The organism is Nocardia pseudobrasiliensis NBRC 108224 (genome assembly GCF_001613105.1).
GTDB lineage: Bacteria > Actinomycetota > Actinomycetes > Mycobacteriales > Mycobacteriaceae > Nocardia > Nocardia pseudobrasiliensis.
Window position 1 is genome coordinate 34,610 of record NZ_BDBS01000022.1, and the last position, 14,287, is coordinate 48,896.

Here is a 14,287-nt window from a genome sequence, read left to right on the forward strand (position 1 = left end):
GGTCACACCGGCATACCGAGGGCCGAGGCCAGGGTCTGCCCGATCACATTCACGAAGGCGGCGATGGCGCCCGGATCGGTCAGCTCGGTCGGGACGTCGCGATTGTGGCAGCCCGCCTGCGCCGGAACCCCGTTCAACCGGTCGTCGAGCCACAGCGCGGCGCTCGCGGCGCCCGAGACCGCGGCGATACCGTGCTCGCTCAACAGATCTCGGGTGAACCGCACGCGGGCCTGGCCGGTGGCGCAGTAGGTGTCGTAGAGATGGTCGACGGAGACGATCGGCATCACCTCGTCCAGTGGCGCCTGATAGATGTAGATCGGCGCGGTGGGGGTGCGCTTGCCGAGTGCGAGATCGTTCAGCACGGCCTGCATCTCGGGAGCGTTCAGCGGATCGCCGGGATAGTCGAACAGCCCCTTGATGTTCACGAAGGGAAACCCCAGGAATTGCGGTACGACACATTGATTCTCGTGCACCACCGACCGCAGGCCCTTGCCGAGCGGATTCATATGCGCGTCGATGAACCGATCCAGCTCCGGATACTCGTGCGCCACGCCGAACAATCCACCGAGTACCGCACCGCCGAAGGTCGATGTGCCGTTGTTGTAGTTGACCGCATCGCGGATATCTGCCATCAATCCGCCCGTCGCGGAGCCGACCAGATTCAGCTCGGGGGCGTAGTCGGGCTGTAGTTCGGCCGCGTGCCCGGTGGGAATGGCCCCGCCCGAATAGCCCCACAGCGCGGCACGGGTCTCGGCGCCGGGAAGTCCTGCGGGAGCGAAGTTCTCGGCCGCGCGGATGGCGTCCAGCACGATCCGCCCGCCCAGCGGCCCGGCCGCATAGGCCGCCTTCGGGCCCTCGTGATCGGGGACGACGACCGCGTGCCCGAGTTGCAGCATGGCCTGGATCTCGACGAACTCCGCCTGATGGATGGCGTTGAGCGGATTGGGCAGCGCACCCATCTGCAACGCGTAGGACGGTGCGCAGTTGATCGATAACGAATCCTCGGCGACCTGGAACGACACCAGACCCCGCCGCTCGGTCGCGGGCGGGCGATGCGGCACGATCACGGTCGCGACCGCCGCGATCGGCTCATCGCGGGTGTTGGTGCTGCGATAGGACACCTGCCAGGAGTTCACATTCAGCGGCAGCAGCCACGCATTGGCCAAATGCACCTCGCGAGCGGCGAGGATCTCCCCCGGCCGGGCAGCCGCCACCCGGGCCGGATCCGGTTGGTAGAACGCGGGATCCAGATACGGCGGCGCGGGCGGCACCGGGAACGGCAGCGCAGGCGCGATCGGGACCGGCTCGGCGACCGCGACCGGACAGGCGGCGATCGCCAGACCGACGGTCAGGGCCAGGGTGGCGTGGGTAAGGACCATGCGAAAGCCGTGCGCCCCGGCCATGAGAACTCCTCGTCGAATCCCGGATCAAATCAGAAAGAGAGCTTTCCCTCTCTAAGTTGGAGCGAACTGTATGCGCGGGCGATCCGACGTGTCAATGGCTACTTCGGCGGCGTCTCGACGGTCGCGGCATAGGTGGTCAGGAGTTCGTACAGGAATTCGAGCACCGAATCCTCCAGATCCGGGCGGTCGTAGACGGGCCGAATGACGGCCTGACCCGAAAAGACGTGCAGCACAACGAAGAACAGCGGCTCGCGGACGTGTTCGGGGAAGCGCCGCATCACGCCGGAACGCTCCGCCTCGGCCATGATCGCGTCGTAGTGCCCCGCCACGGCGGGCGCGATCCGGGCATGCAATTCCCGATCCGAACGCGCGGCGATGAAAACCTCGCGCAACGCGACCGTGGCGGTCGAGTTCTGTGCCTGGCGCATGAATCGCAGCGCCACCGCCAGCGCGTCGGTACCCTCGTCGACCTCGGCCAGTAGCGCCCGGAACATCGCGAGCTGACGGTTGACGATCTCCTGCGCGGTCGCGACGATCAGATCCAGTCGCCCGTCGAACTGCCGGAACATCGCGCCGACCGACAACCCCGCTCGCTCACAGATCTCCTGGATCGTCGTGCGGTGATAGCCGAGCTCGCTGATCGCCTCGATCGTCGCGTCGATGAGCTTGGCGACCGTGGCCGCACGGCGTTCCTGCTGGGTGCGACGCTTCGGGCGCGAAGTCGGGTTCTGGGTCACCATCTCATCCTGCCTGGCCGAGTGCACAAAGGTCGGCGCCGCCACCCGGACACTGTGGACCATCACATTATTGTTGTAAGGAAACGTTTGTTCCCTTTCTAACAGAGCGGCGGCGTCCGCGTTGGACGCCGCGCCGGAACAGCCACGTCGACATGCCCGTGACGGCCAGCAGCAGCGGGGTCGAGCCGAAGATCAGCCACAGCACGCGCCACCAGCCGTTCACCAGCCAGCCGAAATGGGCGGGCTCGAAGACCTTGGCGTAGAACGTGTTCGCCAGCGGGCGGCCGTGGCTGGCGTCTACCACCTTGGTGTCGGAGCCGTCGGTGGCGTTGATGTAGACCAGGACATCGCCGTTGTAGAAGGCGCGATGTTCGTACGGCGAGTACGCGCCCGCGACCGAGGCCAGGTAATAGGGAGTCGCCTCGGTGGGCAGCATCACATACGACAGGCGGCCGGGCGCCTCGCGCAGCGCGATCGCACGCGCCTCGTCGATATCGACCGGCTGCGGTCGCGCGGCCGGACGCGGCACATAGACCGCCTCGGCGAGATCCACCTTCGCATCGCCGCCGAAGGCGGACAGCATCACACTCTTTGCGGCGGGCCATTCGATCGTGATGCCGGTGATTCCCCACATCAGCAGGAACGGCACGCCCAGGATGCCGATGACATCGTGCAGATCACGGTCCCGTGCGAAACGCCCCTTGCGCCAGCGGATCCGAAAACCGTGCCGCAACCGCTTGAACGTCGGCCACCAGACGATCGCCCCGGATACCGCGAGCACCACCAGCAGCAGCCCCAACACCACCAGAACGATTGCCCCCCAGGTGATATCGATCAGCGGCGCCTGTTCGTTCATGATCGGCACCGCACCGGAGAAGCGCAGACAGCCGAAGGCGCAGTCGTGCAGGTTGACCAGCCAGCCCAGCACGCCGTCGGACAGACTCACCCGCTCCCCCAAGCGCCCGGTGGCCGGATCGATCGAATAGGCGGCGGCGAAATCGCTGCTGCCCACCACGGTCACGCCGGCGTCGCTGCCGACCCAGCCCACATCGAATCCGGGATCGACGGCCCGCACCAACGCCACCGCCCGATCCGGGTCGATCACCGAGGGCCCCTCGGTATGGCGATAGAACGAGGCGTGCTGCGCCCGAAACAGTTCCGCGTTGTAGAGCAGGATCGCGCCCGAGGTGCACTGAACCACCAGGACCAGTCCGAGAAGCAGCGCCGACCAGCGGTGCACCGCGATGAGCGTGCGCCGCACCGGCTTTCGCGGACGCCGCCGGCGCGGTCGGACCCGAACCCTTTCGATCGTAGCCATCAGCTTAGGCTAACCTAATAGATTAGGTTAGCCTAATAAAACCGTTGTCCGGGCGGCGCGAAGCCGCGATTTCGCTGTACTGTCGGGCATGACCTCCGAAGTGATCGCGAAGGCGAACCACCCCGGCGGAACCGCAGTCACCCGGCGTTCGGCCGCGGACCGGGCGCGGATATGGATCGTGTTGGCGCTGTCGGCGCTGCCGTCCGCCGCGGTGATGACGTTGCTGCTCTACGGATTCGGACTCCTGCTGACCATCGGCGCGCCGAGTGCGCTACCCGCGCTGTGGTTTCTGGTGTGCGCGCTGTGGGGCGGGCTGTGTTTCGCCGGCGCGGGCGGTAGTTGGCCGCTGCGCCTGTTCGGCCTTCGCCAGCCGATCAGCGAGGAACGACACGCGCTGGTGACCGCCTGGACCGAGGTGACCCGCCGGGCCGGGATGCCCGCCGACTCCTACTCGCTGTGGATCCAGGAAGCCGACGAGCAATTCGCGGTGCCCGACCGAATGCTCACCGCGCCGGCCGAATCGGTGCGGCGGCTGCGCCCCCGGGAGTTGCAGGCAGTCCTCGCACAGCAACTCGGGCAACGCGCGCAGGGGCGGGCGGCCCTGTGGCAGTTGGTGTTTCGTTACTACAACTATCCGGTCGTCCGCGTCGAGGGCGGCCTGCTGCAGGGTATGACCGGTGTGGGCGATGCGATCGCGCACCGACTGCCCGCGCGTGGCTCACGCGTGTTCAGCGCCTGCTGGACCGTGTTGAGCAGGCTGCTCGCCGCGTGCCCCACGGTCGCGGCGGGCACGGTGACCGTCGGGCTGGCACCGGCTTTGGCGCTGCGACTGCTTCCCGAGATCGCGGTGCTGGCCTTGAATCCGCTGCTGGATCGCGCCGAATACCGGGCAGATCGAATCGCGGTCGAATTGGGATACGGGCCGGAACTGTGTGGCGTGCTGTGTCATCCGCACGTGCCGCCGCCGATGAGCGTGCGGCCCGCCGCGCTGTCGGTGGGGCCGCTGCTGTCGAAGACCACGCCGGACAATCGGATTCGACGTATCCGCGATCAGCTCGACGAACTGGCCCGCCGATATCCACTGCCGCCGCGATTCGCGATTCCGGTCCGGCCGCCGCGACCGGCCCCTACAGCGTCGACGGGTCCGTATTCGCCCCGCACAGCACCACGACCGGCCGCTCATCCGGTCCGGGTACATAGGCCCCACTCTGAATGGCAGCCAGTGCGGTCGCGCCCGCCGGTTCGACGATGATCCGGAATTCGCGCCACAGATATTCGCGGGCCATGGCGATGGCGTCATCGGTCACCAGCACCGCGGTCATGTTGTAGCGCTGGGCGATCTCGAAGGGGATGCGTCCGATCCGGGTGGCGCCCAGCGCATCCGCGGCGATGCTGTTGATGTGCACGTCGACAGCATGGCCCGCGGCCAGGGCCGAATGCAGGGTCGGGGCGCCCTTGGGTTCCACGCCGACGACATGACCGCGCGCGCCCAGCGCGGCCGCGATACCGGCGGCCAGACCGCCGCCTCCGACCGCGACCAGCACCGGTGGGCGACCGCGCACCTGCTGTTCGATCTCGAGACCCACCACGCCGGCTCCCGCCACCACCGCGGGCAGATCGTAGGCGTGCAGTTGGACCGCGCCGCGTTCGGCGGTCAGCTCGTCGGCGAAGCGGTGCGCCTCGGCGTAGGTCGTGCCGTGCCACAGCACCTCGGCGCCGTAGGCCCACATGGCCGCCACCTTGGTATGGGGCGCGGATTCGGGCACCACGACCGTGCACTGCCGGTTCTCCAGCGCGCACGCCAGCGCGGCCGCGATACCGGCGTTGCCGCCGGAGGCGATCACCACCGGCCGAGCGTCCTCGCGGGATTCGAGCAGCGCGTTGAGGCTGCCGCGCACCTTGAATGTGCCGCCGTGCTGCAGATATTCGAGTTTGAAGGTCACCGGCACCGAACCGTGCGGACCGCTGACCTCGGTATGGAACACCGGGGTCACGCGGACGCGGTGGCCCAGGCGCAACCGCGCGGCTCGCACGTCGGAACGATAGAGCCGCTTCACCTTTCGCGAGGCGGACGCATCGGTCACTTCCCGGTCCCCCGATCCCGCTTCGCCAATTCGGCGTACATCGCGTTGTGCGCGGCCAAGGCCGCGTCGTGGTCGCGGTCAGCCGCGCGGTCGAGCCGCTGCGCGAGCCGGGAGTCGCTGCGCGACCACTGCACCAGCAGCGCCAGCATCACCACCACGAGCGGAATCTCACCGCTGGCCCAGGCCAGGCTGCCGCCGGTGTGCTGATCGCCGAGCAGATCCGAATTCCAGGTCAAGCCCAGTGAGCGATAGAACCAGCCGCCCATCACCGTGGTCATACTCATCAACGCGACGCCGAAGAAGGCGTGGAACGGCAGCGAGCCGAACACCATGCCGACCCGCGTGAGCGGTTGCACCTGACGGGGTTTGGGGTCGATGCCGAGCACCACCCAGTAGAACAGGTAGCCCGACACCAGGAAGTGCAGATTCATCGCCAGATGCGCGCCGTGCAGGTCGACGACCTTGTCGAAGATGCCGCCCAGATACAGCGCGTAGAACCCGGCGATGAAGAACACCGAGGCGACCACCGGCTGGGTCATGAAGCGTGACACCGGATTGTGCACCGCGGCCAGGATCCACTCGCGCGGCCCGGGCGGCGCGTCGCGACCGGCCGCGGGCAGCGCCCGCAATGCCAGCAGAATCGGCCCGCCCAGGGCGAACAGGATCGGCGCGAGCATCGACAGCATCATGTGCTGGGCCATGTGCACGCTGAACATGGCGGGCGCGTAGCGACCCACGCCGGAACTGGTCGCGATCAAGACGACCGCGCATCCACACAACCAGGCCACCGTGCGTCCGACCGGCCAGGCGTCTCCGCGTGCCCGCAGTCGGCGCACTCCGGCCAGATACAACACCGCGAGCACGAGAGACAGCGTCCCGAAGATCAGATCGAAGCGCCAGTCGAACAGAATGCGACCCGTGGTCGGCGGGCCCGCCAGGTCGTATCCCAGCTCCACTTCGGCGGGCGAGGGCACACGGCGCAGATCCGGGGGCGGGGTGCGCCCCAGTCCGACGGCCAGGCCCATTGTCGCGGCGAAGATCAACGTCTCGACACCCGCGAAGCGGATCAGCGCCCCGCGGTCGCCCGGATCCGCCGCCAGATCCGGAATCGCCTTGCGGCGCTGCACGAATCCGATCACCCCGAGCGCGCAGAGGGCGACCGTCTTGGCGATGACCAGTTGTCCGTAGGTCGTGGTGAACAGATCGCTCCACGGCACTCGCACCCAGGCATTGAGTACGCCACTCACCGCCACGACCGCGAACGCGCAGGCCGCCAGCGCCGAGAATCTGCGTGCCGCGAGTCCGGTGTGCGCGCCCCCGCGCACCGCGTAGGCCAGCACCGCGAACAGGCCGCCGACCCAGACCGATACCGCCACCAGATGCAGGATCAGGCTGTTGGTCGCGATGTCGTGGGCGCCGCCCGAGGACGAATGTCCGGTCAGCGCGACCGGCAGCAGGCACAGCAGCGACCAGCCGAACAGTACCGGGGTCCAGCCCCAGCGCAGCGCCAGCCGACAGCCGATGGCCAGCGCGACGGCCATGAAAGCCGTTGCCCGCCATGACCCGGCGACCTCCACCTTCGGAATCGCATGCCAAATCTGTTCCGGCCGAAGCAGGCTGCTGACCGGTTGCCCGGTGGTGTCCGAGAGGGTGAGCGGCACCAGCAGGGTCGCCGCGATCGCCCAGACGACCGCCGCGATTCCGGCCCGCCGCAACGCCCGATAACCGCCGACGTCCAGGAGTCCGTCGCGCTGCGGCGGGGTCAGGAACGCGGCGAACAGCAGGGACCCGATGGCGAGCGCACCCGACAGATCCGCGACCGCGCGGATCGCGGGCAATCCGTAGGTGGTCAGCGGTCCGGGATCCGGGATGCCGAGCAGCGTCAACGCCTGTGCGGCAGACAGTCCCACGACCAGCGGGGCGACCATGGCGGCCACCGCGATCGTGACCGCGGTCAGCACCGGGAACATCATCGCCGACTCCGACCGGATGTCCTGGCTCTCAGGTTCGACGGACGGGTCCCGCGGTGACGACATGGCTTTCAGCCTAGTTCGACCGCACGGCCCCGGCGGCCCCGCCCTGACCGACCCCGGAACCCTTGTGACCCAGCCGACATGCGTGTCGTTAGCCCGCCGGGAGCCAGGACTGAGCTGGACGGTCGCTATAATCAAGTCGCTGGACACCGTGCCGAGAACCCGGCATGGTGTGTTGTGCCTGCTTTGCCTCCGTAGCTCAGTTGGATAGAGCAAGGGCCTTCTAATCCCTAGGTCGCAGGTTCGATTCCTGCCGGGGGCGCTACACGGATGGGAAACCCATCACCGCTGGTGACAGCCGCAATCGCGGCGTCACCGTCGGTCATGGCAACGCCGTACGGAAGTACGGATGTCTCGGCGTGTTGTGGTAGCGGACCTCCAGTGGCAGGTCGTCGAACAGCTGGTGAATGGAGTTCCCGGGTATATCTCGAACATCTATGTACCCCGGTAGCAAGCTGTTCAATCAGAGTGGCCCTGCAGCTGGGCGCTCACGTCCTGTTGCGCGACAGAACTCCCCAGGCCGCGGTGCCCAGGAACAGCACGATACCGATGATCGCCAACCAGAACAGTCCCTTGACGACGAATCCGAGCACGGCCAGGACCAGCCAGATCAACAGCAGGATGCCGATGAGTGTGAGCATGTCCGAGTAATGACCCCGTGCCGGGCCCGCCAAACCGAAGACGCACGGCGCTCTTGTTTCGCTCCGCGCCGATCGGGCATCCCACCGCCGAATTCGTAGTCGAGATCTCGAGGAGCAGCCGATGCCGGACACCAGCGCCAACCCGGAGGATCGACGAGAAGAGGTCGCGCATCCCCATCCCGGCGATCGCGATCGTCCCGAGGCCAGAAAGGATCCGGAGGCGACCACCGAGGATCAGGCCGCGAACATGGACTACGAGGGCGACATACCCCACTGAGGAGAGTTCAGGACGGCTCGAGGAGTTTGGCCAGCACCGCGGTGTCGTGCAGATAGCGCTCGTAGGGGAACCCGGCCGCGAGCAGGGCGGTGCGAAGCTCGTCGTAGAGCGGTGCGCCGGTGGTGCTGAACGCGTTACGGCCCGCTTCGGTGGTGCTGACCAGTCGCCGCCGACCGTGTTCGGGATCGGGATCGACGCGCACGAACCCGGCCTCTTCCAGCGGTCGCAGGGCCCGGCTGATCGCCGGATCGGAGACCGCCAGCGCCTGCGCCAGGCCGTGCTGGGTCACCGGCTCGATCTCCTCCAATGTCCCCAGCAACCGCATCTGGCTGTAGGTCAACCCTCCGGAACCGTCCACACGCCGCCGAGTCGCGTCACCGAGCAGTTGCACCACGCGATGCAGCAAGTCCCCGAGTCCTTCATCCATAACCCGAGGCTATCAGAGTCTTACCTGGTTAACATTAATCTTCGGTGAGCGGCCAGCCGTATTGTCGATCTGATGAATAGCGTTTTCGCCCGCGATATCTGGCGAGTTCTCGAACGGGTGCACTCGGTCACCTACTTCGCACCCGGATGCATTTCCGCTCTCAAAGCCGTTGGCCTGCGGGGGTTCTGGATGGGTTACTTCGGCGGGCGGGCCGCGCCGCTCGGTGCGGTGGGCCCGAATGTCGTGGACGCCGTGTTCTACAACTTCCATCCGGATATGGTTCGGCGCGCGGTTCCCGCCGCGTGGACCTTCGCCGCGCCCGAGGCCATTCTGGATGCGCGCCGCACGTCGGCCGCGGCGGCGCTGCGCGAATTGACGCCCGACATCGACGAGATCGCGACGCGGGCGCTGCCCGCCCTCACCGCGGCGGTCCATGCCGCGCCCGTCGGCGGTCGGCCGCTGTTCGCGGCCAATCGGGATCTTCCCCTCGCCGAGGAACCGGTCGAGGCGCTGTGGCAGGCGGTGACCGCGCTGCGCGAACATCGCGGTGACGGACATATCGCCGCACTGCTGACCGAGGGACTCGACAGCTGCGAGGCCGTGGCGTTCTTCGCCGCCGATACCGGCACCGATCCGGAGATGTGGCGTTCGATCCGCGGTTGGAGTGTCGCCGAATGGGATTCGGCGCTGTCGCGATTGGCGACGCGCGGATTGGTCGAGGAGTCCGGCGCGGTCACCGACGCGGGTCGCGCCTTGCGGACACATATCGAATCCCGCACCGACGCCGCGGCCGCGACGGCCTATCGCGATGTGCCGGGGATCGAGGCGGCGCTCGAGGCGCTCACCCCGGCCGCGCGCGCGATCGATAGTGCCGGACTGGCCGCCTCCGCCGGGTTCCTGCGCACGGGCAAGATGTAAGGCGGCCAGCACTTGAAGTAAAGATACGGTCGTACGTACTCTCGATTCATGTCGAGCACCGCACTGACCGAACAGACCGACCCTTACTGCCTGACCACCGTCGATGCCGCGGCGCTGTTGTACGACGCGCCGTGGCATCGGTTCGGCGTGGTGGGCGACAGCCTGTCCGCTGGAATGGGCGATCCCACACCGGGTTACGCGAACAGCGGATGGGCCGATCGTGTGGCCGCGGTGCTGAAGCTGGTGAATCCGGCCCTGACATACCTCAATACCGCCGAGCCCGGCGCCACCACGGCCGCGACCCTCGACGGCCAATTCGATCGGATGCTCGAATTCGAACCGGATCTGCTGCATCTACCGTGCGGACCGAACGACATCCTGCGCCAGCGGCCCGATTTCGAGGCCGTCGAGACCCTGATGCGGCGCATGTACGCACTGGCGGCACGGACCGGGGCGCGCCTGATGACCTTCACACTCGGGAAAGCGTATGCGGTGCCGAACTTTTCGGATTGGCACGAGCGGATAGTCACGATGAACGACATCACCCGGCGCATCGCGCGCGACCACGACGCGGTGGTGATCGACGCATGGGCCCATCCGATCAACGAACGACCGAATCTGCTCAGCGCGGATCGGATTCACTTCTCCACCTCGGGCCAGGCGGTGCTGGCGGCCGAGGTCGTCAAACGGCTGGCGCATCTGCTGGCGAATCAGCACTGACTGTTGCTAATTACATACGGTCGCACGTATTCTTCGAACGTTCTGTTCGGATGAGGTACGGGGCTTGTTATGAATCGAGTTGCGGCAACGAGGGATTCGACGGCGGCGCGGCTGCCGGATCGTTCGACGGCCATCGTGTGGGTGCTGTGCGCGGCCGCGTTCATGGCCATGCTCGATGTGTTCGTGGTGAATGTGGCATTCACCAGCATCGGCGCGAGTTATCGCGGATCGTCGCTGGCGGATCTGAGCTGGGTACTCAATGGTTACGCGATCGTCTATGCGGCCCTGCTGATTCCGGCGGGGCGGTTCTCGGATCGCTTCGGGCGCAAGGCCGGATTCCTGGCGGGGCTGGGGGTGTTCACCTTGGCGAGTCTGTTGTGCGCGGTCGCACCGTCGCTGTGGGTGCTGGTCGGGTGCCGGGTATCGCAGGCGATCGGCGCGGCCACCCTCACGCCCGCGAGCCTGGGATTGCTGCTGACCGTCCTGCCCGCGGCTCGGGTGCCCGGCGCGGTGAAGATCTGGGCGACAACGAGTTCCTTCGCCGCGGCGATCGGGCCGGTCGTCGGCGGCGCGCTGGTCGAGGCGTCGTGGCGATGGGTGTTCCTGATCAATCTGCCGGTCGGCGTCATCGCCGGAATCGCGGCGCTGCGAATGGTTCCGGATCTGCGCCAGGAGGTCAGCGCGCGCATGCCCGATCTGCTCGGTGTGGGGCTGCTCGTCGTCGCGATCGGCGCGCTGTCGCTCGGGCTGGTCGAAAGCGGCGAATGGTCGTGGACGAGTGCGGCGACGATCGCGGCGCTCGCAGTCGCCGCCCTGGGCCTGATCCTGTTCGTGGTGCGGATGCTGCGGCACGCCGATCCGGTGGTCTCCCCCGAGCTGTTCCGGGTGCCGACCTTCGTCTGGGCCAATATCACCGTGCTGCTGTTCTGCACCGCGTTCGGGGCGTGGTTTCTCAGCATCGCGCTGTGGCTCGAGAACGCGGCGGGTTTCGACACCGTCCGCACCGGCCTGGCCATCGTTCCGGGGCCGATCATGGTGCCGATCTTCGCCGTCGTCGCGCAGCGGTTGCTCGCGCGGATATCCGTCGGAGTCGTTGTGGCCCTGGGCAATCTACTGTTCGCCGTCGGCGTGGCGCTGGTGGTGACGAGTGCGGCCACGCCCGTGCACTACGCGAGCCAGGTGCTGCCCGGGTGGATGCTGTCCGGCATCGGGATCGGGCTCGCGCTGCCCAGCATGATCGCCTCGGCCGCGATCGATCTGCCGCCGCAGCGGTCGGCCACCGGGAGCGCGGTGGTGAATACCGCCCGCCAACTCGGCTACGTGCTGGGTGTCGCGGTGCTGGTCGCCGTGCTCGGTTCGCTCGGCGACCGACCCGAGCGGCTGCTGATCGCGTTCCGGCACGGATGGTGGTTCGTCACGGCCGTCGCGGCCGTCAGCGCGGTGACCGCCGTCGGTCTCACTCCGCGCGCCCGCACGAAATGACCGAACCGTGACCGAACCCGGGTTCGTCTCCTCGGCGAGCGTGCGCGCGTGCAACCATGGCCACACGAGTCGAGCCGCCGATCCGGAACAGGAGCACGTTGATGTCGATCGAGACCGTGGATGCCGTGGTGATCGGGATGGGACCGGGTGGCGAGGATGTCGCCACCCGGCTGGCCGGGGCGGGACTGGCGGTCGTCGGGGTCGAGGGTCGTCTGGTCGGCGGCGAATGTCCGTACTACGCCTGCGTGCCGACCAAGATCATGGTGCGCGCCGCCGAATCGCTGGCCGAGGCCCACCGGGTCGACGCATTGGCGGGATCGGCTCGGGTGCAACCGGATTGGAGCCCGGTGGCCACGCGCATCCGCGACGAGGCCACCGACAACTGGAACGACGCGGCCGCGGTCGAGCGCTTCGAGAAGGCGGGCGGCCGCTTCGTGCGCGGCTGGGGCCGCATTTCGGCTCTGGGCGAGGTCACCGTGGCGACCGCTGAGGGCGATCGGATCTTCCACGCCGCCCGCGCCATTGTGCTGAATCCCGGTACCGCGCCCGCCGTTCCGCCGATCGACGGGTTGGACGGCACCCCGTACTGGACCAATCGCGAGGCCGTCACCACGACCTCGGTGCCGCGATCGTTGATCGTGCTGGGCGGCGGACCGGTGGGAATGGAGTTCGCGCAGGTCTTCTCGCGGTTCGGCGCGAAGGTCACCGTCGTGGTGCGCAGCCGGATCGTGCCCAAGGAGGAGCCCGAGGCGGCCGAGCTGTTGGCGAAAGTTTTTGACAGCGAGGGCATCACGATCCGCTCCGGCGTCGACACGACCCGGGTCGAGCACGACGGCGAGCAGTTCACCCTGCACCTGAGCGAGGGCGAGCCGCTGCGGGCGCAGGGCCTGCTGGTGGCAACCGGACGGCGAATGGATCTGTCGGCCTTGGGTATCGGCGCGGTCGGCCTCGACGAGCACGCGCACGGCATCGAGGTCGACGAGTATCTGCGCGCCGCCGAGGGCGTATGGGCGATCGGCGATGTGACCGGGCGGGGCGCGTTCACTCATATGTCGATGTATCAGGCGCGCATCGCCGCCGCCGATATCCTCGGCGCCGCAACAGAACCCGCGCGCTATCACGCGGTGCCGCGGGTGACCTTCACCGAACCGGAGATCGGCGCGGTCGGCATGACCGAGGAGCAGGCCCGGGCCGCCGGCCTCACCGTGCGCACCGCCGTCACCGACCTGACCGCCTCCACGCGCGGCTGGATTCACAAGGCGGGCAACGCCGGACTGATCAAACTGGTCGAGGACGCCGAGCGGGGCGTGCTGGTGGGCGCCACCTCGATGGGCCCGGTCGGCGGCGAGGTGCTCAGCGCACTGGCCGTCGCCGTGCACGCCGAGGTGCCGACGGCCACCCTGCGCGAGATGATCTACGCCTACCCGACCTTCCACCGCGCGATCGAGGCCACCCTCGCCGAACTGCGCTGACAATCCGATCCGGAGGCGAAGATGCTGTCCCTGCAGGAGATTTCGGACCGACTCGAGATCGAGGATCTGACGGTCCGATACTCATACGCGGTCGACACCCGGCAGTGGGAGCTGCTCGACGAGATCTTCACCGCCGACGCCCATATCGACTACACGGCAATGGGCGGCCCCGCGGGCGACCTCGACTCGACCAAGCGGTTCCTCGCGACGGTGATGCCGAATTTCCTCGCCTTCCAACACCTGGTGAGCAATTCGTCGATCACCGTCGACGGCGATACCGCCTCGGCCCGCACCATATGCCACAACCCCATGGTCGTCGCGGGCCAGGATGGCCGCCCAACCCTCATGCTGGGCGGCCTCTGGTACCACGACACCCTGGTCCGCGTCGACGGATGTTGGCGCATCAGACAGCGCGTCGAGGAGAAGAGTTACCTTTTCCTCGCCGCGTCCGCCGGATAGCCGGGCGGAATCCGATCGGCGCTACTGCGCTGGGTGCCAGGACCACACCGCGGGCACTTCGTCCCGTACCGGTGTGGTGGGCGTGGATTCGACTGGTTCCGGTTCTGCCGCCGGTGGTTCCGGCGGCATGGAGTGGTGTGCACAGCAGGTGAGCCGTGCGGAAAGATCCTCCACAATCGGTCGATCGATGCCGTCCAGCAGACATCGAGCACACACGCGGTGTGGTAGATCGAGATCGTCGGCGTACTCCTCGGTGTGTACCAACCACCAGCACGCCACGCTTACAGCTGCGATGAGCAGCACAGAGATCACGGCG

At 67.6% G+C, this 14,287-nt stretch carries 13 protein-coding genes and 1 tRNA gene; 7 read left to right on the forward strand and 7 right to left on the reverse strand.

Going from position 1 to position 14,287, the window contains the following annotated elements:
• Window positions 1–2 precede the first annotated feature (2 nt).
• The 5 genes from NP4_RS17710 to NP4_RS17730 all read right to left on the reverse strand — a co-directional run bounded on the left by NP4_RS17710 (window position 3) and on the right by NP4_RS17730 (window position 7,578).
• Entirely contained in the window at window positions 3–1,403 is a 1,401-nt protein-coding gene (locus tag NP4_RS17710) for a lipase family protein (RefSeq protein ID WP_067999077.1), read from the reverse strand.
• A 98-nt stretch (window positions 1,404–1,501) separates the two neighbouring features.
• Window positions 1,502–2,203: a TetR/AcrR family transcriptional regulator gene (locus NP4_RS17715; RefSeq protein ID WP_245998328.1), complete on the reverse strand. Its 702-nt coding sequence runs from the start codon at window positions 2,201–2,203 to the stop codon at window positions 1,502–1,504.
• A gap of 4 nt (window positions 2,204–2,207) precedes the next feature.
• Window positions 2,208–3,458: a PepSY-associated TM helix domain-containing protein gene (locus tag NP4_RS17720; protein ID WP_082875966.1), complete on the reverse strand. Its 1,251-nt coding sequence runs from the start codon at window positions 3,456–3,458 to the stop codon at window positions 2,208–2,210.
• 1,127 nt (window positions 3,459–4,585) lie between these two features.
• A complete protein-coding gene (locus tag NP4_RS17725; protein ID WP_082875967.1) occupies window positions 4,586–5,542 on the reverse strand; it encodes a threonine/serine dehydratase in 957 nt (318 codons plus the stop codon).
• Entirely contained in the window at window positions 5,539–7,578 is a 2,040-nt protein-coding gene (locus tag NP4_RS17730) for a bifunctional copper resistance protein CopD/cytochrome c oxidase assembly protein (protein WP_067999081.1), read from the reverse strand. The genes NP4_RS17725 and NP4_RS17730 overlap by 4 nt, the downstream gene beginning before the upstream one ends.
• 185 nt (window positions 7,579–7,763) lie before the next feature.
• Between NP4_RS17730 and NP4_RS17735 the strand changes: the two genes are divergently transcribed.
• A tRNA-Arg gene (locus NP4_RS17735) sits at window positions 7,764–7,837 on the forward strand.
• A gap of 226 nt (window positions 7,838–8,063) precedes the next feature.
• Here NP4_RS17735 and NP4_RS41655 read toward each other — a convergent pair.
• Window positions 8,064–8,216: a hypothetical protein gene (locus NP4_RS41655; RefSeq protein ID WP_169813758.1), complete on the reverse strand. Its 153-nt coding sequence runs from the start codon at window positions 8,214–8,216 to the stop codon at window positions 8,064–8,066.
• A 121-nt stretch (window positions 8,217–8,337) separates the two neighbouring features.
• Here NP4_RS41655 and NP4_RS40985 point away from each other — a divergent pair, with 121 nt between their 5' ends.
• Window positions 8,338–8,493, forward strand: coding sequence for a hypothetical protein (locus NP4_RS40985; protein WP_156524920.1), 156 nt, complete (start codon window positions 8,338–8,340; stop codon window positions 8,491–8,493).
• Window positions 8,494–8,500: 7 nt separating this feature from the next.
• Here NP4_RS40985 and NP4_RS17740 read toward each other — a convergent pair whose 3' ends face one another.
• Window positions 8,501–8,920, reverse strand: coding sequence for a MarR family winged helix-turn-helix transcriptional regulator (locus NP4_RS17740; RefSeq protein ID WP_067999084.1), 420 nt, complete (start codon window positions 8,918–8,920; stop codon window positions 8,501–8,503).
• A gap of 72 nt (window positions 8,921–8,992) precedes the next feature.
• Between NP4_RS17740 and NP4_RS17745 the strand changes: the two genes are divergently transcribed.
• The 5 genes from NP4_RS17745 to NP4_RS17765 all read left to right on the forward strand — a co-directional run bounded on the left by NP4_RS17745 (window position 8,993) and on the right by NP4_RS17765 (window position 13,971).
• On the forward strand, window positions 8,993–9,838 hold the full coding sequence (locus tag NP4_RS17745) for an SCO6745 family protein (RefSeq protein WP_067999086.1): 846 nt from the start codon (window positions 8,993–8,995) through the stop codon (window positions 9,836–9,838).
• A gap of 48 nt (window positions 9,839–9,886) precedes the next feature.
• Entirely contained in the window at window positions 9,887–10,558 is a 672-nt protein-coding gene (locus NP4_RS17750; RefSeq protein ID WP_067999087.1) for an SGNH/GDSL hydrolase family protein, read from the forward strand.
• Between the two features lie 69 nt (window positions 10,559–10,627).
• Window positions 10,628–12,040: a DHA2 family efflux MFS transporter permease subunit gene (locus NP4_RS17755; protein ID WP_067999089.1), complete on the forward strand. Its 1,413-nt coding sequence runs from the start codon at window positions 10,628–10,630 to the stop codon at window positions 12,038–12,040.
• Window positions 12,041–12,141: 101 nt separating this feature from the next.
• Window positions 12,142–13,512 (forward strand): dihydrolipoyl dehydrogenase family protein, encoded by a 1,371-nt coding sequence (locus tag NP4_RS17760; RefSeq protein WP_067999091.1) that lies wholly within the window; start codon window positions 12,142–12,144, stop codon window positions 13,510–13,512.
• Between the two features lie 21 nt (window positions 13,513–13,533).
• Complete coding sequence (locus NP4_RS17765) at window positions 13,534–13,971, forward strand: nuclear transport factor 2 family protein (RefSeq protein WP_067999092.1); 438 nt, start codon at window positions 13,534–13,536, stop codon at window positions 13,969–13,971.
• Window positions 13,972–14,287: the final 316 nt, after the last annotated feature.